General features: G+C 74.0%; 15 protein-coding genes. 6 read left to right on the forward strand and 9 right to left on the reverse strand.

Translation table 11 applies throughout. The annotated features are described in order from the left end of the window. Positions 1-104: 104 nt before the first annotated feature. From ACVWNX_RS14575 to ACVWNX_RS14585, 3 genes are all read right to left on the reverse strand, one after another. A complete protein-coding gene (locus tag ACVWNX_RS14575) occupies positions 105-623 on the reverse strand; it encodes a GNAT family N-acetyltransferase (RefSeq protein ID WP_454414355.1) in 519 nt (172 codons plus the stop codon). A 138-nt stretch (positions 624-761) separates the two neighbouring features. Then, positions 762-1679: an aminoglycoside phosphotransferase family protein gene (locus ACVWNX_RS14580; RefSeq protein ID WP_454414356.1), complete on the reverse strand. Its 918-nt coding sequence runs from the start codon at positions 1677-1679 to the stop codon at positions 762-764. Positions 1680-1844: 165 nt separating this feature from the next. Beyond that, the gene (locus ACVWNX_RS14585) at positions 1845-4256 is read right to left on the reverse strand and encodes a restriction endonuclease (protein ID WP_454414357.1); all 2412 of its coding nucleotides are present in this window, start codon (positions 4254-4256) and stop codon (positions 1845-1847) included. A gap of 741 nt (positions 4257-4997) precedes the next feature. On the opposite strand from ACVWNX_RS14585, the gene ACVWNX_RS14590 reads away from it, so the two are divergent. The 3 genes from ACVWNX_RS14590 to ACVWNX_RS14600 all read left to right on the forward strand — a co-directional run bounded on the left by ACVWNX_RS14590 (position 4998) and on the right by ACVWNX_RS14600 (position 7248). Continuing rightward, positions 4998-5519, forward strand: a complete 522-nt coding sequence (locus tag ACVWNX_RS14590; RefSeq protein WP_454414771.1) for a SigE family RNA polymerase sigma factor — start codon at positions 4998-5000, stop codon at positions 5517-5519. Continuing rightward, positions 5516-6100 (forward strand): PASTA domain-containing protein, encoded by a 585-nt coding sequence (locus ACVWNX_RS14595; protein ID WP_454414358.1) that lies wholly within the window; start codon positions 5516-5518, stop codon positions 6098-6100. Before ACVWNX_RS14590 ends, ACVWNX_RS14595 begins: the two co-directional genes overlap by 4 nt. Positions 6101-6456: 356 nt before the next feature. Next, on the forward strand, positions 6457-7248 hold the full coding sequence (locus ACVWNX_RS14600; RefSeq protein WP_454414359.1) for a DUF2785 domain-containing protein: 792 nt from the start codon (positions 6457-6459) through the stop codon (positions 7246-7248). Between the two features lie 400 nt (positions 7249-7648). Here ACVWNX_RS14600 and ACVWNX_RS14605 read toward each other — a convergent pair whose 3' ends face one another. Continuing rightward, a complete protein-coding gene (locus ACVWNX_RS14605) occupies positions 7649-8563 on the reverse strand; it encodes an ATP-binding protein (RefSeq protein WP_454414360.1) in 915 nt (304 codons plus the stop codon). 165 nt (positions 8564-8728) lie between these two features. Between ACVWNX_RS14605 and ACVWNX_RS14610 the strand changes: the two genes are divergently transcribed. Next, entirely contained in the window at positions 8729-10105 is a 1377-nt protein-coding gene (locus tag ACVWNX_RS14610; protein ID WP_454414361.1) for a hypothetical protein, read from the forward strand. A 192-nt stretch (positions 10106-10297) separates the two neighbouring features. Here ACVWNX_RS14610 and ACVWNX_RS14615 read toward each other — a convergent pair whose 3' ends face one another. From ACVWNX_RS14615 to ACVWNX_RS14630, 4 genes are all read right to left on the reverse strand, one after another. Then, positions 10298-11299: a hypothetical protein gene (locus tag ACVWNX_RS14615; protein ID WP_454414362.1), complete on the reverse strand. Its 1002-nt coding sequence runs from the start codon at positions 11297-11299 to the stop codon at positions 10298-10300. After that, on the reverse strand, positions 11260-11634 hold the full coding sequence (locus tag ACVWNX_RS14620) for a peptidase inhibitor family I36 protein (RefSeq protein ID WP_454414363.1): 375 nt from the start codon (positions 11632-11634) through the stop codon (positions 11260-11262). The genes ACVWNX_RS14615 and ACVWNX_RS14620 overlap by 40 nt, the downstream gene beginning before the upstream one ends. Before the next feature lie 131 nt (positions 11635-11765). After that, positions 11766-13148: a VanZ family protein gene (locus ACVWNX_RS14625; RefSeq protein ID WP_454414364.1), complete on the reverse strand. Its 1383-nt coding sequence runs from the start codon at positions 13146-13148 to the stop codon at positions 11766-11768. Between the two features lie 74 nt (positions 13149-13222). After that, the gene (locus ACVWNX_RS14630) at positions 13223-13645 is read right to left on the reverse strand and encodes a hypothetical protein (protein WP_454414365.1); all 423 of its coding nucleotides are present in this window, start codon (positions 13643-13645) and stop codon (positions 13223-13225) included. 161 nt (positions 13646-13806) lie between these two features. Between ACVWNX_RS14630 and ACVWNX_RS14635 the strand changes: the two genes are divergently transcribed. Both ACVWNX_RS14635 and ACVWNX_RS14640 read left to right on the forward strand, forming a co-directional pair. Then, positions 13807-16791 carry an AfsR/SARP family transcriptional regulator gene (locus tag ACVWNX_RS14635; protein WP_454414366.1) on the forward strand — a complete coding sequence of 995 codons (2985 nt, stop codon included), beginning with the start codon at positions 13807-13809 and terminating at the stop codon, positions 16789-16791. Between the two features lie 61 nt (positions 16792-16852). Next, entirely contained in the window at positions 16853-17479 is a 627-nt protein-coding gene (locus ACVWNX_RS14640; protein WP_454414367.1) for a hypothetical protein, read from the forward strand. Positions 17480-17688: 209 nt separating this feature from the next. On the opposite strand, the gene ACVWNX_RS14645 is transcribed toward ACVWNX_RS14640, so the two are convergent. Further along, complete coding sequence (locus tag ACVWNX_RS14645) at positions 17689-18357, reverse strand: TetR/AcrR family transcriptional regulator (RefSeq protein ID WP_454414368.1); 669 nt, start codon at positions 18355-18357, stop codon at positions 17689-17691. Positions 18358-18409 lie beyond the last annotated feature (52 nt).

Below are 18409 nucleotides of genomic sequence, written 5' to 3' on the forward strand. Positions count from 1 at the left end.
CGTCCCCGGGCCACCGGGCCACCGGGCCGCCGCTCCAGGACCCAGCGGACCGGCGGCCCGGCGGACCGGTGCCCCGGGGAGGCCGGACCACCAGGGCGGGAAGGTCAGACCGCCGGGTCCGCGACCGGGGCCGGATCATCCGTGCCCGGGGCCGCGCCCGCCTTCCGCAGCGCCTCGTCCGTGAGCCGGTACACCGTCCACTCGTCCTGGGGCCGGGCACCGAGCGCGCGGTAGAAGTCGATCGAGGGCTGGTTCCAGTCCAGGACGGACCACTCCAGCCGCTCGTAGCCGCGCTCCACGCAGATCCGGGCCAGTTCCGTCAGCAGGGCCTTGCCGTGGCCGCCGCCGCGACGGCCGGGACGGACGTACAGGTCCTCCAGGTAGATCCCGTGCGTCCCGCGCCACGTGGAGAAATTGAGGAACCAGAGCGCGAAGCCCACCGGTTCGCCGGTCGCCTCGTCCACGGCGAGGTGCGCGTACGCGGCCGGGCGCTCCCCGAACAGCGCCTCGCGCAGTTGCGCCTCGGTGGCCCGCACCTCGTGCAGGGCCTTCTCGTAGTCCGCCAGCTCGCGGACCATGGCGTGGATGACGGGGACGTCGTCGGGGGTGGCGGTACGAATCATGGCCGCAGTTAACCCCGTGTATCGGACAACGGTCCAGTGCTCCCGGAGGGTGAGACGCCCCCGCCCGGCCCCGGTCCCCGAGTCCCCCTCCGGCCCCGGGCTCCCTAGGCCCCGGGCCCCCGGGCCGCCGCCCCGGACTCAGCCCAGCCGGTGCTCCAGCATCAGCGTGGCGATCCGCAGCTGCATGTCCTGGAGCGACTCGCCGTCCTCGACGTCCCACAGCGAGTTCTGGAGCGCCCGGGCCAGGGTCCAGCGCGCCGCGCTCCCCCGCTCCAGGCCCAGCCGCTCGACCAGCAGGTCGAAGCGCCACAGCACCTCGTCGTCCTCGTAGCGGTTGTCCAGCGCGGGCATGATGTCGAAGCCCGGGTCCCCGACCAGCGGGTTCGGGTCGATGGCGAGCCAGGGTTCACGGTCGGCGCCCAGCACGTTCTCGAAGTGCAGGTCCCAGTGGAGCAGCCGGTCGCCGGGCTCGGGCAGCACCTCGCGCACCGCGCCCCCGCACGCCTCCAGCAGCCGCCGGGCCCCGGGGTCGGCCACCCGCTCCAGCGCGCCGGGCAGCTCGGTGAGCATGTCGGCGGCGATGTCCGCGAGGTGCCGCACGCCCTCCGGTCCGGGGACGGCGGTCAGCCGGGCCAGCAGGTCCGCGATGACGGCGACCGCCGCGCGGGAGTCCGGCACGTCCGACAGCGGACGGGACTCGTCGGCCCGTTCCAGCAGCTGGGTGGTGGTCTCCTCGTCCTCCTCCAGGAGGCGGACGATGCCCTGACCGTCCCAGATCCGCAGCGCGCGGGCCTGGTGCTCGCTCTCCTCGTCCGCGACCTGCATCTTCAGCGCGGCGGGCGTGCCGTCGGCGCGCACCACCGGGAGGACCAGGGAGGCCATGCCGTGCATAGCGGGGCCGGTGAGGGTCAGCTCCCACCGGTCGAGGAACCCGGCGCCCCGTTCCGGCAGGTCCGCGATGAACGCGCGGCCCGCCTCCCCCTTGAACTTGTGCTGGCTGGTGATCAGTTCGGCCGGGATCTCGAACCCGGGGCGCGTCGGCCGCTTCTCGGTCATCCGACCGATCCTAGGCAGCGGCCGTCCGGACCGCGCCCGAATATCCGGCGGGGTCCCACGCCCGGGGGGACCCGTTCACCCCCGGGCGGCGGGCACCCCCGGGCGCATCGGGCACGGGGCACGGGTCCGGGCCACCGTCCCGTCGAGGGGCGTCCCGCCCCGCCCTCACTCCACCTCGATGCCGAAGTCCTCCACCAACGCCTCCAGCCCGCCCTCGTACCCCTTGCCGCCCACCACGAAGTCCCAGTCGCCGCCCGCCCGGCGCCGGAACGAGCCGAGGACCAGGGCCGTCTCGCCGGGGCGGCCGTCGGAGACCTCCAGCCGGTCGAGTTCCGTGCCGTCGGCGTCCCGCAGCCGGATCCCGGCCCCGGTGAACCCCGCGAGGTCGGCGTCCGGGTTGACCTCCGGGTCCACGGCCGCCACCAGGACGAGCCGGTCGGCCCCGGCGGGCAGACCGTCGAACGCCACCCGGACGGCGGCCCGGTCGCCGCCGAACCCGCCGAGCATCCGCACCGAACCGTCCGGGGTGCGCGGGTTGTTGAAGAACACGAACCAGTCGTCGGCCAGCACCCGGCCGCCCCGGCAGACCAGCGCGCAGACGTCCAGGGCGACCGCGCCCGACCAGGACATCCCGAGGACGTTGTACTCCTCCCCGTAGCCGTCGTCCCCGTAGCCGTCGTCCCCGTGGGCGGCGTCACCGTGGGCGGCGTCCCCGTGGGTGTCGTCACCGCCGTCGTGGCGCGGGCCCGGGAAGGCCGACGCCCCCGCGCCACCGGACACCGGCAGCCCGTCGGGGCCGGTCGGCAGCAGGAGCGTGGGCGCGTTGGCTCCCCCGGGCCCGCCACCCGGAACCCCCGCCGGAACGCCACCCGGCCCGTCGGCCGTTCCACCGGCCGTTCCGGAGACGGACCCGGCGCCCGGACGCGGGACGGACCCGGTGGCGGCCGGACCGTGGGCGAGGGTCACGGCGTCCGAAGCCCCCCGCGCCCCCGCGCCGCTCCCGCCGCCGCCACTGCGGTCACCGCCACCGAGCCGCCCCCGCAACCCGTGCATGTGCAGCAGGTCGACGAGTTCGGCGCCGGACACCAGGGTCAGCGGCTTGCCGTTGGCGAAGGTGTACGAACCGGGCCCGAAGCCCGAAGTGGTCACCAGGACGCCCTTGTTGGCGCCCTGGTCCTGCACGGTCCCGTACAGGTCGCGGACCGCGCTCGGCGGGACGGTGTTCCGGTAGCGCTTGACCTGGACGACGATCTTGCCGCCGCTGATCGGGTCCGGGTCCACCGCGTCCACGTCCACCCCGCCGTCTCCCGACCGCTGGGTGGTGACGGCCTGCATGCCCCGGGCCCGGAACAACTCCGCGACCAGGTCCTCGAACGCCAGCGGGTCCATCTCCAGCAGGTCCGGCTCGTCGCCCCCGCCGTGGCTGACGACCTCCGCGCCGACCTGCTCCGGGGTCCGCACCGGACGGACCGCCGTCCGCTGGTCGGGCTTGGCCGACAGGGTGCCGCGCAGGGCGTCCGTCAGACACTCCACGGGGTTCACCGTCGCCAGCCGCAGCCCGTCGAACGCGGTCCGGTCGGCGAGCACCGAGGCGACGACGATCTCCGCGCGACGACCGGTCGCCGGGTCGAAGTCGTCCACGAAGCCGTTGAGCGCGACGGAGGCCAGCAGCCCGTACTCGTCGGCGGCGAAGACGTCCCGCAGTGCCAGCAGCACGCTCTGCGCGAGGACCTCCCGGTACAGGGCGCGCCGCTGGGTGACCGGCCGGGGGGTCTCCTTCACCTGGTCCGCGTTGATCAGGTAGCGGGCGGCCCGCGCCTCGGGGACGACGTCGAGCGCGGGCAGCTCCCAGCCGAGGACGAGTTGGCGGGGTCCGGGGTCGAAGGCGGCCGTCACCTGCCGGGGGAAGCCCTCCGGCCAGACCGAGTTGGCGTACAGGGCCGCCGAGAAGTACTCGACGACGGTGTCGGGTTCGGCGGCGCGCAGGGCGGCGGTCATCGCGCCGGTGCCCTCGTTGTGGGCGCGGGCCTCGGCGATCCGGGCGGCGGCCCAGGTCTCGTAGCGGTGGCGGTAGTCGGCGAGTTCGCGCAGCCGCCGCTCCTCCGCGAGGCGGGCCGCCTCCCAGTCCCGCCGGTAGCGCTCCTCGGCCTCCCGCTGGGCGCGCGCCCGGGCGCCGGGCCCCCAGCCGCCGTCCCGCGCGACGTACGCCCTCGGGTCCGGCACCGGCACCGGCACGGCGAGCGGGCCGGGCGCGAACTCCGCGATCCGTTCCTCCCGGCGCAGCGCGGCGACCCGGAACGCGGGCGCCCGGCACCCGGCGACCAGCAGCCCGGACAGCTCAGCCACCCGGGCCTCGATCTCCTCCGTGCGGCGCAGCGCGTCGGCCTCCCGCGCCGCGCGGTACGCGGCCCGCTGCTCGCGGTGCATCCGGGCGAGGTCGCGTTCGTACGACCGCTGTTCGCGTTCGTGCGCCCGCTGTTGTCGCGCCTGCTGCCGCCGGGCCTCCTCGTACTGCCGCTGCTGCTGCCGCTGGGCCTCGGCCCACGCCCCGATCAGCCCACCCGTACGCCGCCCCACCGAGCCCGCCCCTTGTCTTCCACGCGCTCGCGCGCCACCGTCACCCGGACCACGGGCGTTCCGCCCGGCCACCCCGTCTGCCCCGGCCGCCCCGTCCCCGACCTCCCAGTCTTACCGAGGTGAACGCCATCCGACAGGTTTTCACCTGATTCGACGGGCTGACGGACCGACGGACCGACGGACCGGGAAAGGGGGCCGAGGAACATCGGAACGAAACCGGCGCTAAGCCCTCCGTGCTCTCCGGAGCCCGTTGACCTGCGGTTCCGTGGTGGTTGAACCTTCGGCGGTCGTGTTGATCAACTGCCTGGAGGTCCGGGGTGCCGGTCGAGTTTCTGACGGATGAGCAGGCGTCCCGGTACGGGGCGTTCTACGGCGCCCCGGCGCGGACGGGGATGGCCCCCAGGCCGACGAGGCGCTGCGCCGGATGCGCGACTGCTCCCCGCGCCTGCGGGGACGGCCCCCCGTTCCCGGCAGCGGGTGCCGGACGTGGTCCGGCACCCGCTGCTTCTCGGCCGACCGCGGGCCGCCCGCCCGGCGGCCCTCCGCTTCGCCGGGCCCCGCCCGCACCCCGGGCGGCAGCGGCGCGAGATCCTGGGACACCCTTCCGTCCCGGCTGTGATTCACGTCACTGCCGGTGGCTCGGTGCAGCACTCGGCCCCGTTCCGTCGTCATGGGGGCAGTGATCGGGACGGGACGAGGAGAGGAGGTCGGCGGGTGAGGTTTCGCAGGAGCGGTCCGGGCATCGGATTCACGGAGTTCGTCGCACAGCGGTCGGGAGCGTTGTTCCGCACCGCGTATGCGCTGACCGGTGACGTGCACGTGGCCGAGGATCTGGTGCAGGAGGCGCTGGAGCGGGCGTGCCGGCAGTGGCGGAAGGTCGCGGTGGCGGACTCGCCGGAGGCGTACGTACGCAAAGTGCTGGTCAACCTGGCCAACGACCGCTGGCGGCGGCTGTCGCGCCTGGGCGAGCGCCCCGGGCTGTCGGGGGTGCCCGAGACGGCCGACCCCCGGGACCGGTTCGGGCAGGTGGAGCTGCGCGCGGAACTGATCGAGGCACTGCTCGGGCTGCCGATGGGCATGCGCAGCGTGGTGGTCCTGTACTACCTGCACGATCTGGACGCCCGGCAGGTCGCCGACGTCCTGGACATCTCTTCGAGTGCGGTGAGGTCCCAGCTCGCCCGCGGCCTGGCCAAGCTGCGCGATTCCGTACCGGGCGCCCGGGCGCCGCACACGCCGTCGACCGCTTTCGGAGGTACGAAGTGAGGAACACGTCGTCCGGACCGGCCCCGTTCGAGCCGGGCATCGAAGCCGAGCTGCGTGCCGCGGTGGCCTCCTTCGCCGACGGGCCGACGGCGCCGGTCGTCGACGCGGCCGCGATCGAGCGAGCCGTCAGCCGCAGCCGCACCCGCCGGGCGCTCCTCGGCACCGCCGCGGCGTGCTGCGTGCTGGCGGGTGCCACGGTGGGGTTCTTCGCGCTGAAGCCCGCGCCGCACGCGCCCGCCGCCTCCCCGTCCCCGTCCCTGTCCCCACCGGCGAACGGGGCGTGCACCCCGCTCGCCACCGGCAGCCCCAGGAGCGGAAGCGCCGATCCGACTCCGGCACAGGAGCGGGAGCGGACCGCGGGAGCGGGCATCGCGCTGCCGGACCTGGCCGGCATGCAGGTCGAAAAGGCCGGAAGCCTGCTGCGCGGACTCGGACTGAGCTGCACGATCATGCGGCACACGGACTGGAAGGCTCCCGCCGGGCAGGTGATCAGCAGTCAGCCCCGGGGCGGCGCGGAACCGGTGGCACCGGGCTCGTCCGTCCTCCTGCTGGTCTCGACGGGCAAACCCGGCGGAACCTGAGCGACCGGGCCCCTCGGCCCGCGCACCGGCCGACTGACCCAGGGGCCGGTGCCGGGCAGTCCGCCGACCGCGACGCACCGGCTGGACGCCCGCCCCTCCGGGCCGCTGCCGGACTTTTCCGAGGGGCGCGTGCGGGGAGGGCTCCTGCCGGTGGGGCGCAGGGCCGTGGCGTCGGCGGAGCACGCGCGCGCAGACGCTCCGCCCGTGCGCGCGCCGACCGCCGACTCCCCGTCCCGGCCGCGCCATGGCCTCGTCGCGGTCCAGCGACAACGGCACCGCCGCACCCTCGCTGCTGACACCGTGCCAGTCATAAGAATCCGACTGTGCGGCAATGGCAAGAACCTATTCTGCCCGTCATGATCGACTGGAAGAGCGTCGAGGCCGCCGACTGCGCCGTGCCCGCCGACCGGCCCATGGACGACCTCGTCCGCGAGCTGTCCCGCGCGCTGGCGGATCCCGATCCACTGGTCCGGGACGGCGCGCCCCACACCGTCCTCGCGACCTGGATCGCCCGAGGCGTGATCGGGAGGTCCCGACGGCTGGGGCTGGGCGACGAGATGGCCGTCCGGTTCACCGACCCGCGGGTCGAGGCCCGCACCTTCGCCCCACTCGTGCTCAACATGCTGGTGAACGCAGGGGACTTCAAGGCCGACTGGGTGATCGCGTTCGAGCGCTGGTACCCGGCCGAGCGGGATCTGCGCGGCCACGACGAGACACTCGGCTGGCTGCACGCGGTGGCCCACGGCGCGGACCTGCTCGCCGGCTTCGGCCGCCACCCCGAGGTGGCGCCGGTGCGGATGCTGGACCTCGCCGCCGCGCGGCTGACGGCGTCCACCGACCACGTCTACGACCAACTGGAGGACGACCGCCTGGCCCGGGCGATCGCCCAGGTCCTCACCCGCACCGACCTGAGCGAACACGACGCCGTCGGCTGGCTGGACCCGATCGCCGACCGCTTCGGGGCCGACCGCATCAGCGTCCCGGTGCCCGCCCACATCAGCAACTGCCTGCGCACCCTGCGCCTGCTCTACATCCTCGCCGACCGCGGCGTGCGCCCCACCAGCGAACTGCCCGCACAGCCCCTCCACCACCGCGACGCGTTCAAGTCCGCCATCGCCACCGTCCTCGACCGGATCGTCAGACGCTGACCGACCGCATCCGGTCCGGCTGGGCAGGCCGACGCGCACGCCCACCACAGACGACGGGGCTGGCACCGGTCGCGCACACCGGCTACCTCCTCAAGGAGACCGGCGGGACGCGCGGCCGTACGCCGCCAGCAATCACACACGGTAATCAGTCAGTCGGACTCTCGGAGAACCGGCGACGGTTGAATACGAGAGCCCACCAGTACCGACCCCCGGAAACGAGAACGGGCAACGGAGACGGACGGACGGGGGAACGGAAACGGGAACAGAGACGGACGGGGGACGGAACGGGAACGGGCGAGGCAACAGGAACGGGGACGGGGACAGGAACGGGGACGGACGAGGCAACGGCGGGTCCGCGTACGGGGGAAGGCGTCGGCGGGCCGGACGGTCGCCCCGCCCGTCACCCCCGCCCGTCGTCCCCCGTCGACGACGACAGCACGCACCACACCACCGCGCCCCCGTCCTGGACGCCCCACCCGTCGGCGAGCGCCTCGACCAGGGTCAGTCCCCGTCCCCCTTCCGCCAGCGGATCGGGCGCCGCGAGCGGACCGGGCACCGGCGGCGGAAGGACGGGGGCGGCACCGGGGACGGTCCGGGGCACCGGACGGGACGGGGTCCGGGTGAACACCTCGCGCGGAGTGGGACGCCGACCTGGACGGACGCCGGGACGCGGCCCGGGGCGGGCGGTGACCACGGCCGAGCCGAAGGGCCCGCCGCCCCCGGCGGGCCCGGAGCCGTTCACCGGACCGGTCACGGGAACCGGACCGTTCACGGGACCGGAGGCGCCCCCGTCCCCACCCCCGCCCCCGTTCACGTTCACAGCGGAAGGACCGGGCCCCGCGGAGGGCCTGGACACCACGGGGGACTCGGGCGCCCCGGAAGCCCCGGACACCACAGCGGCAGCCCCCGGAACACCGGACCCTCCGGCCCCCCCGGCCCGGGGGAACGGCAGCGGCTCGCCGACCGACCCGGTGCGCACCTCGATCCGTACCGTGCGCCCGGCGCGGCCGAGCCGGATGCCGACCTCCTCGCCGCGCCCGTGCTGGAACGCGTTGGTCACCAGTTCGCTCACGACCAGCTGCGCGGTCTCGACCAGGTCGTCCAGCCCCCAGTGGCGTAACTGCGCCCGGACGATGCGGCGCACCTGTCCGGGCCGCGCGCGGTCGCGTTCCGTGAGGGCCCCGTCCCTACGCGAGGTGCGCAGGAAACTGACCGCGCACCCGCCCTCCACCACCGCGCCCGCCGCCCCCGGGCGCGCCCCCGCGTCCGCCGTCGCACGCGCGCCCCCGAGGCCGACTGTTCTGGTGCCGCTCACCCTGTTCTCCAAGGGACTGGTTCGTTCAGTGTCGATCGATGTCGATGGATGGTCTTCAATGTCCGTGCAAGAGGTAACCGTCTGGGCGGTGTTCACCGGTACCGTTGGAGACCAGTGGGACCGTGAATACCGTGAACACCCAGATCGGCACGGGGAGTTGAGGTCATGGCCACGAGGAAGCGCACTCCCAATCCCAGCCTCGCCCGGCTGCTCGACGAGGCCGGATGGACCCGGACGCAGCTCGCGCAGCAGGTGAACCGGCTGGGACCGCAGGCGGGTTTACGCCTGACGTACGACCGGACGGCGGTAGCGCACTGGATCGCGGGGACGGCACCGAGACCGCAGGTCAGAGTACTGATCGTCGAAGCCTTGTCGGCCCGGCTGGGACGGCCGGTGACCCATGCCGAGGCGGGCCTGGCGCCCGCCGCGCGCCCCGTCCCGACCGGTGAGCCGGGCGTCGCCGCCGGCGGCGACGTGGTGGAGGAACTGATCGAACTGGGCCGGGCGACGATGGACCCGTCCCGCCGGGGCGTGCTCGCGGCCTCGGTGTTCTCGGCGGCGCTCGCCCTCCCGGCGTTCACACCCGCGCACGCCGCTTCCCGCCCCTCGGCGGACTGGCGCCCAGGTCACCGCACCGTCCGGATCGGGGCCTCCCAGGTCTGGTCGGTGCGGACGATGACCGAGCGGATCGCGGACATCCTCGACGAACTGGGCGCCGCGCACGCCATGCCCATGGCCTCCGCGTTCCTCGTGAACACGGTCGGGCCCTGGCTCAAGGCCCAGGCGACCGAACCGGTCCGCAAGGACATGCTCGCCGCGGCGGCCGACCTGGCGTACCTCACCGGCTGGATGGCGATGTACGAGAAGGCCCACGGCATGGGTCAGCAGTACTACGTACGGGCCCTCAATCTGGCCCGGGAGGCGGAGGACCAGGTGACCTACTGCCGCACGCTGCGCGGGATGTCCCTCCAGGCGTCGAACCTCGGCCACGGCCGCAAGGCGCTGGAACTGGCCGACTCGGCGGCCGAGGCGGCCCCGACGGCGGCCCCCCGGCTGGTGGCGTTCCTGCGCGGCCAGCAGGCGCACGCGGCGGCGATGACGGGCGACCGCGCGCTGGCGCACCGACGGCTGCGGGAGGCGGAGGTGGCGCTCTCCAAGGCCGACAGCAGACGGGAGGCGATCGGCGGCTACGACCGGACAGCGTGGCTGTTCCACGTGGCGCACGTGCTGCACGAGGAACGGGACCTGCCGGGCAGCATCCGGGTCCTCCAGCAGTCGATCCGGCACCAGCCCGCACAGGAGCGCCAGGGCCGCGCCCACGCCTACGCGGTCCTCGCCGGACGGCAGCTCGCCCTCGGCCACCTGGACGCGGCGTGTCACAGCTGGGGCCGGTTCCTCGACGAGTACGAGCACGTGAGCAGCGCCCGGGCGGACGGCCACTTCCGGACCCTGCGGGGCGTGCTGCGCCGCCACGCCCCGGTCGGCACGACGGGACGGCTCGCCGAACGCGTGGGCGAGATCGCCGCCCTCAAGGCGGCCTGAGGCCGGTCGTCGCCCCGACCGGGACGCGGTCGGGGCACCGTACCGGCCCACCAGCGGGACGCGTCGGAGTGCCGGTACGGTGCACGGTGTCCGCCCGTCGGCGACGGCCGGACTCCCGCGTCCGGACGGGGCCGCTGGTCGGTGCGCGGCCGCTCCCCTGGGTCAGGCGCGCCGGTCTCCGGGGAAGAGGGCTCACTCCGGCGGACCGTCGGCGCGTTCACCGTCCGGTGCCGACCGTGACACGGCTTGGAGGGCCGCCCGCTTGAGAGCGTCGAACCGGTCCACCAGCCGCCGGTCCTCCGGCTTGAGCAAGCCCGGCTCCAGCCTGTTCTGGATCTCCCCGATCCGTTCGGCGAGGCGTACCTCCCGCTGGCAGGAAGCGTCGGCGGTGGCGTCGGCGATCTCGGCGGCGCCCAGACGCTTCAACGCCTCCAGGTCCCCGGAGGCGTCATCGACGCGGGCGGCGACCGCGTCCCGGAGCGTCCGCAACGCGGGGGCCGGGCGCCCCGCGTCGGCCATGCACACGGACCAGCGGCGCACGGACGCCCGGTAGGCGGGGTCGTTCTCGACGCCCTTGAGCACCCGTCCGGAGAGCTGCTCCACCGAGGCCCGCAGCACGCCCCAGCCCGGCCCGTAGACCTCCTCGGAAGCCCGGAAGGCGCATCCGTCGGGGGAGTACTCCACGGTCCGGCCGTCCGGCAGCACCTCGCTCACGCGTCGGTCCGGGGTCCCCAGCAGCGACTCCTTCCACCGCTCGTGGCGTTCGCCGTCCTGCCCGGGCGGCACCGCGCCGGTGGGGGACGGATTCCGCCTCCGGTGCAGGAACTCGCCGACGATGCCGTACCCGTCGGCCGCGGCGGCCCCCGGGGTCAGCAGCCCGTAGGGGTTGGTCCCGGCGGAACGGGGTGAGGCGTTGGCGACCACCGGTGTGTACCTGAAGCCCCGCCCGGACATGCAGGTGGCGACCGCTTCCTCGACCCGGTCGTGCAGTCGGACCCCGGACTCGTGGGAGAAGTGGGTGACCCCGGACAGCGGCCGGACGTCAGCCCCCTCGACGGGGTCGTGGCCGGGCGCCCCCGCGGCGGAACATCCCGCGACGGCGACCACGGCCACGGCCACGGCACCGAGGGCGAGTCGGCCGGCCGGGGTACGGCTCAGACGCACCAGTTGTTCGACGCGATGTTGCGGAACCACGGGGTGTTCCTGAGGTCGCCGTATCCGTAGCCGCGTTCGAGGAGATCGGACGCGCCGGTGTAGCCGGTGCCCGCGTAGATGCGGACGTTGCAGGTCACCCCCGCGTTCACCACCGACTCCGCGTTGTTGAACTTGTTGTACTGCAGCAGATTGGCGTTGTCGCCGTACACGGTCCCGGGGGTTCCTCCGGCGTTCGGCGACAGCCAGGCGCACAGGGCGCCGGAGGGGCAGTCGGTGAAGGCGGCGTTGGCCGGCGCGGCGGTCGCGAGCAGGCCGCCGACGAGCAGGGCGGTGCCGACGGCGGCGGCGCCCGCCTTGGCGATGAGGTGCTTCATGTGATGCTCCGTTCACGGTGCTGGTGGTGCCCGGGCGCGCCCGGAGACCTAAGGTCCGGGCCGCGTGGGCGGGGACAGGACAGAAGGGCTGGGGGGAAAGAGGGGAAGGGGGGAGACGGACCCGGGAGGAGTCAGCGGCCGAGCGCCGACGGCGGGGGCAGGGGCTTTCCCGTGATGCCGTCGAGGATGACGCCCCTCATCCGGCTCTCCGGTCCACCGGTTCCCGATCCGCCGGTCCCCGGACCTCCGGTCCCCGTGCCGGAGGAAGGCGCGTCCCCGGGCATTTCGAACGCGACCATCCAGCACGGGCGCCATCGCCCCGCCTCGTCCTGGCGGGCGACCAGCTCGCTGCTGGTCACGCGTCCGCCCGGATGGGTGCCGAGCGCGGTGGCATGGGCCGCCTCGCGGGTGACGGTGGCACGGGGCAGCTCGGGGGAAGCGGTGGCCCGGGCCGAGAAGCTGAGGACGGCGCCGTCCCCGCCGAGGACGACGTCGAGCCGCATGGGCATGAGGACGCCGTCCACCCGGGTGCGCCACTGGACGGCCTTGGCCTGGGAGTCGGGGCCGCCGGCCGGGTGCACCGTGCTGCGGCTGTCCCGCAGCGCCCACGGGAAGTGGGTCCGGGCGAAGGCCGTGGCCATCCGCAGGTAGCGGGCGTCGGCGTGCCGTTGGCCCTTCGCCGGCTCGACGGACACCGCCCGCAACTGTCCTTCCGTGACCTGGCCCGAGGGCCACTCCAGGGTGAGACCGCCTTGAGCGGTTCCGACTTCCACCCGGCCCGGGCCGGAGTTCCGGCCCGGGCTGTATCCGATGCGGGTGGGCTCCGCGCCGTCACCGAAGAACTCCCGCACCGCCTTCGTGGCCGCCGCGGTCTGCTCCGGACTGGCCCGGTGCCCCAGGTTGGCTTCCGCCACGGTGAGCGCGAGCGTGGGGGTGGCCACGGCCGCCAGCCCACAGGCTCCGACCACCGCCAGCAAGGCTCCCCGGCGCACGTCCCGGCCCGTCATCAGCGGGGTCCGCCCCGTTTCCGTCCGCTGACGGCCGCGTGCGAGGAGGGCGCCCGCCAGACATCCCATCGCGGCGCCGAGGACGTTGCTCTGCCAGTCCGCGCTGTCGCACAGACGCCCCGTACCGGGAACGAGCGCCTGTGCCACCTCGATGCCGCCGGAGAGCAGGAAGGATCCGGCGAGAACGGAGACGGGACGGCGGGTGGCCAGGGTGGCGAAGAGCCCCAGGGGAGCGAAGAGGGCGATGTTGAGCAGGCCCTGCGTGGCCAGCACCGCCCCCACGCTGTCCTGCTGCAACGTGCACACCCGGGCGGCGGGGGCCCCGCTGTGGACCGGTGTCAGGGTCACCGCCAGGACCAGGGCCGCCGACGCCCCGGCTCCCAGCAGGGGGAGGAAGGGCCGCCCCGAGCGGCGGGCGACCGTCCGGGAGAGGAGCGCGGCGATCAGCAGGAGGAAGGCGAAGACGGCCAGGAGGGCCGGGTTCGCGCCGGATGCGGCTTCGATCATGGCAGGCATTCCTGTGGACGTGACCGGTCGGGGAGGCGGGGGCCGGCCCACCGGGGTGAGCCGGCCGCACGGCGTCAGCAGATGGTGACCGGCGCGTTGTAGAAGGTGCCCTGGCCGCTGACCGCCAGCCAGCCGACGACGTGCGAGCAGTCGTTGAAGCCGAGTCCGTCGAAACGTTCATTGGACGTGGTGCCCGCGGTCTGGGTGAACCAGCCCTTGCTGTAGCTGTGGCCGTGGTAGTTGAAGCCGAACTGCGCGGTGATCGCACCGCCCTTCCGCTTGTCGAAGCTCTCGTACATCTCCCACCACCATTCCCCGTTGGGCTGCGTGCCCGGGTAGTTCCGGTCGGTCTGGATCTTGGTCCACAGGGTTCCGTTGGTGAGCTCCGTCTTCGAGATGCCGTAGCTCCAGTTGCCTCCGGCCAGCGCGCTGGGCGCGACGACGGCCGAAAGGGCCACCAAGCCGGCGACGAGGGTCATGACGGGACGGGTTCTCACAGTCCGCTCCAGGGGCTGGGATGGGGACGGCGGACCGTTCGCCGCCGTCTGAGCCCGATCCTCCCGACCGCTGACAACGCCTCTCTAACATGGCCCCAACAGCGCGCTGTCACATGACCATGGACGAAGAGCGCCGCTGTGTACTCGGGGGGTCTGTGTTGTTGCGATTCGGGATTCTCGGTGAGCTGAGCCTTGAGTTCGCGGGCGAGCGCCGACGGATACCAGGTGCGAAGCCTGCGGTGCTGCTGGCACGGCTCCTCCTTCCTCCGGGGCAGCGGGTCACCGTGGAACGTCTGTCGGCAGCCGTGTGGGAGGGCCGCCCACCGCGTACCGCGCAGGCGTCACTGCACAACCACATCGCACGGCTGCGCACCGCTCTCGGCCCTCACCAGGACCGTCTGCACGCCGCTGGCGGCACCTACCTCCTGGACGTGCGTCCGGAGGAACTCGACGCGGACCTGTTCCTGGCGGCACTCGAACGGGCGCGCGCCGCGCGGCGTGCCGACGACTGGCACGTGTTGGGTCAGGAGACCTCCGCCGCCCTGGACCTGTGGCGGGGAGACCCGCTCGCGGAGTTCGACACGCTCCGCGACACCCCCGAGGTGGCGCATCTGCGGGAGCTGCGCCTCCAGGCCCTGGAGTACCGTTTCGAGGCTCATCTGCGGAGCGGCAGATCCCATGAGGTGACGGCGGATCTCGCACGTCACGCGGCCGATCATCCGCTGCACGAACCGTTCCACCTCCAGCTGATGACCGCGCTGCACCACGACGGCCGCACCGCGGACGCCATCGCCGCGTACCACCGGCTGCGCGTCGCCTTGGCGGACGACCTCGGCATCGACCCCACGCCCGCCGCCCAGCAGGCGTTCCGGTTGATCCTCGCCGGGGACACCGCGCTGGACGGTCGGGAAGCCGCACCGCCGGAGCGCCGTTCGGAGCCGGGAGGCGGCCCCGTTCCCGTCGCCGGGCGGATACCGGGGGCGGGCGGCGGGGTCCCGGAGGTGACGGTGCCCGCTCCGCCCCCGTCCGGCGGCGCCACCGCCCCCGTCCCCCTGTTCCAGACGCCCCGCGACACAGCCGACTTCACCGGGCGGGCCGCCGAACTGGCATCGCTCACGGAGCATCTGCGGACCGGGCCGAGCGCGGCCCGGCCCACGCTCGTGGTGGTCTCCGGCATGGGCGGCATGGGCAAGACGACACTCGCCCTACGAGCCGTCCACAGCACCCGTGACGTCTTCCCCGACGGCCAGCTCTACGCCGATCTGAGGGGGTTCGGCGCCGGGTCCCCCCGTCCCGCCCACGATCTGCTCGCCCGGTTCCTCACCGACCTCGGCGTACCCGCCAGGACGCTCCCCCAGGACACCGACGACCTCGCGGCCCTGTACCGGGCGACCCTCGCCGAGCGCCGGGTCCTGCTCCTCCTCGACAACGCGCGTGACGCACAACAGGTGACGCCCCTGCTCCTCGGGAGCGGGCCGAGCGCCGTCGTCATCACCAGCCGTCACGCGCTGACCGGACTGGCTCCGACCCGTCGGATCGATCTGCAGCCGTTCGGAGCGGACGAACAGCGGCAGTTGCTCACCTCCATCTGCGGGGCGGACCGGCTGTCGGCCGAGCCCGTCGCCGTCGAGCGGATCCTCGCCGCCTGCGTCGGCCTGCCCCTGGCACTCCGCGTCGTCGGGGCACGCCTCTCACAGCACGGCTCACGACCGATCACGCTCACGGCCGACCGCCTCCACCAGAAGGGCCGTCGGCTGAGCGCGCTGCAACTGGACCACCTGGACGTGCGGAAGGTGTTCCTGATGAGCTATCAGGCCCTCGACGGCAGCGACCGCGCCGAAGAGCGGGACGCGGCCGCGGCCTTCCGGTGCCTGGGCCTGTGGCCCTCCCATCCCCTGACGGCCGAGGCGGCGTCCGCGCTCCTGGGCCTTCCCGTGGACGACACGCTCGACCTGCTCGACATCCTGGTCAACGCCCACCTCCTGCAGAATCCCGTCCCCGGCCGTTACCGCTTCCACGACCTGCTGGGCGAGTTCGCCGCCGAACTCGCCGCCGAACACCGCGAGGGCGACGGGAGGCCCGACGGGCCTTCACCGGGGCCCCGGGCCGTGGGGAACACCGAGGGCCGAAAGGACGCCGAATCCCGTCGGCAGTCCGACGCGCTGGTACGGCTGGTGGAGTGGTACACGGCGGCGCTCCACGCCGCCAACGCCATGGTCACCACTGGCGCCCTCGTCATGGACCCGGCACCGGACACCTCCGCCGCGCTGCCCGCCTTCCACGACGCCGAGGGCGCGCTGGCGTGGATCACGAAGGAACTCCCGGCACTCACCGCCGCCGTGCGTACCGCCTCCGCCGGTTCGCGACCCGAGTTGGCCTGGGGCATCGGGCACGGGTTGTCCGGTTGGGTGCACGCCCACTGGTGGGCCGCCGGGGAGTGGGAGGGGCCCGCGGGCGACGCGCTCGCCACCGCGGTCCGCGTGGGCTCCCTCCGGGGCCAGGCGCACATGCACAACATGATCGGTACCGCCCACGGCGCCGCACGCCGCAATCAGACGGCCGTCGGCCATCTCGCCCAGGCGGTGGACCTGTACGAGCGGATCGGCGAGACGGAGCTCCAGGCCAGTGCCCTGTGCGGCTACGGGCTGGTGTGCGCCCAGAACGGGCAGGCGCAGGAGGGACTCGCCGCGATCCGTGAGGTCTTCCGCCTGAAGCGGGGCGAACCCACGCCCGCGCATCTGCACTCCCTGGGCACCGCGCTCCTGGCCGTCGGCGACGCCGAGGCCGCGGAGGACGCCTTCAGACAGTCCCTGGCCCACCGGCGCGGGGAGGACAGGCCCCAGGACACAGCCACGACCCTGACCACCTTGGGGGATTCACTCCGTCTGCAGGACCGCAGGGAAGAGGCGTTCGCCTGCCTTCACGAGTCACTGCGGCTGGCGCGGAAGATCGGGAACGACTACCACGTCGCCGAGACGCTGGAGGCGCTCGCCCGCGCCCATCTCCACTTCGGCGACACCACTCAGGCCAGGAGTCACTGGTGGCAGGCGTTGGAGATCGCCGAGCAGCGGTCCCTCACCCAGATCCTCCACGACTGCCTCACCGGTCTGCGGTTCCTGGACTCCGCGAGGAGCGCGGGAGGGTGAAACCGACCGTGGCCGCGCTCTCCCCCGCCCCACCCGGACCACCGACGGAAGGCAGCACCGTATGAGCCCCGGACCGGCCTTCGAAGACCTCCGGCAGCTCCTGGGCGAACCGGGGTTCCTGTCCTCCGACCCGGAGCCGTGGCGGACCCTCGAACGGGAGACGGGCGCCCGCTTCCCCGAGGACTTCCGCCGGTTCGCCGACGCCTACGGGCCGGTACTGATCAACGACCAGCTCTCGGTCTTCCACCCCGCGACCACGTGGTTCAACCTCGGCGACGCCATCCGGGAGGAGCCCGGCCTCTGGGCCGACCCCCCGGAAGACCCGGGCGCCCCGGAAGACCCCGCGCCCTCAGCGCGCCCGGCGCCCCTGGCGCCCCCGGCGAACGAGGTGCGCCCGGGCAACGAGGTGCGCCCGCACTGGTTCGGCACCGGACCGGGCCGGCTCTTCCCCTGGGGCCACGCGACGACCGGCCAGACCCCGTACTTCCGCGTCCCCCGCGACGCGTCGGACCGATGGCGGATCGGCGTGATCGACGGGCCGGGGGAAGAGGCCGGGTACACCGAGTCCGACCAGTCCTTCACCGAGTGGATGTGGACCTACCTCACGGTCGACGACGAGGAACGGGCCCTCCGCGCCCACCACTTCCCCCCGGACGGCCCCTTCTTCCACCCGCTCCCCCAGCCCTGACGGACCACGCGCACCGCCACCGGACGAACGGACACCACCGACGACCCACCACCCCGGCCCGCGACCGCCACCGCCCGACCGGGAACGGACACCGGCCCAACCCGGAACCGCCACCGCCCGACCGGGAACGGACACGGGAACGGACACCGGCCGACCGGGAACGAGCACCGACCCACCACCCGCCAGCCCCGGCGGGCCGGACGCGCCCCCTACACCGGACGCGCCCCCGTCCCCACCTGCCCGCCGGACACCACACGCCCCTCCGCCGACACCCGGAGCCGGTCCGACACCCGGCGGCCGTCCAGGGTCCGGAACCCGTCCAGGGTGAAGGCGAGCAACCGTTCCCCCTGTCCGGCGGGCCCCTGCTCGCCCGCCCACGCGGCGGCGGTGACCAGCGCGAACACATCCCGCGAGGTGACGTCCGGCCGCACCTCCCCCGCGTCCCGCGCCCGGTCGACCAGGGCGTCCACGGCGGCGAGCACCGCCTGGCAGGCGGCGTGCAGCTCCGAGCCCTCGTCCTCCATCGCACGCATGAACGTCGGCGCGAGCCCCCGGTAGAGAACCGTGTGGTGCAGGGCGAGCCGGGTCCAGTCGACCAGCCCGCCGAAGGGCGTGGGAGCGTCCAGCAGGACCGTACCGGCTTCGGCCAGGGCACGCGTCCGGTCGCCCAGCAACGCCCCGAGCAGGGCGCGTCGGGTGGGGAAGTGCCCGTAGAGCGTGCCGCCCGCCACCCCGGCCCGGCGGGCGATCTCCTCCAGCGCGAAGTCCGCGCCGTGCTCGGTGAAGACGGCCTCCGCCTCGACGAGCAGCCTCTCGTAGTTGCGACGCGCGTCCGCGCGCAGGGGGCGCCGACGCGCCGGGGGGACATCGCTGACCATGGCCGAACTCCCGTACGGTACAAGCGTTCTGGATAAGTTGAGGCTGCCTCGA

Source organism: Streptomyces sp. JNUCC 64 (assembly GCF_054484115.1).

Excerpts from the sequence above, each read along its gene's own strand:
- ACVWNX_RS14575 (WP_454414355.1), bottom strand. The coding sequence starts at position 623 with ATGATTCGTACCGCCACCCCCGACGACGTCCCCGTCATCCACGCCATG.
- ACVWNX_RS14580 (WP_454414356.1), bottom strand. The coding sequence starts at position 1,679 with ATGACCGAGAAGCGGCCGACGCGCCCCGGGTTCGAGATCCCGGCCGAA.
- ACVWNX_RS14600 (WP_454414359.1), top strand. The coding sequence starts at position 6,457 with ATGATCGACTGGAAGAGCGTCGAGGCCGCCGACTGCGCCGTGCCCGCC.
- ACVWNX_RS14610 (WP_454414361.1), top strand. The coding sequence starts at position 8,729 with ATGGCCACGAGGAAGCGCACTCCCAATCCCAGCCTCGCCCGGCTGCTC.
- ACVWNX_RS14620 (WP_454414363.1), bottom strand. The coding sequence starts at position 11,634 with ATGAAGCACCTCATCGCCAAGGCGGGCGCCGCCGCCGTCGGCACCGCC.
- ACVWNX_RS14625 (WP_454414364.1), bottom strand. The coding sequence starts at position 13,148 with ATGATCGAAGCCGCATCCGGCGCGAACCCGGCCCTCCTGGCCGTCTTC.
- ACVWNX_RS14640 (WP_454414367.1), top strand. The coding sequence starts at position 16,853 with ATGAGCCCCGGACCGGCCTTCGAAGACCTCCGGCAGCTCCTGGGCGAA.
- ACVWNX_RS14645 (WP_454414368.1), bottom strand. The coding sequence starts at position 18,357 with ATGGTCAGCGATGTCCCCCCGGCGCGTCGGCGCCCCCTGCGCGCGGAC.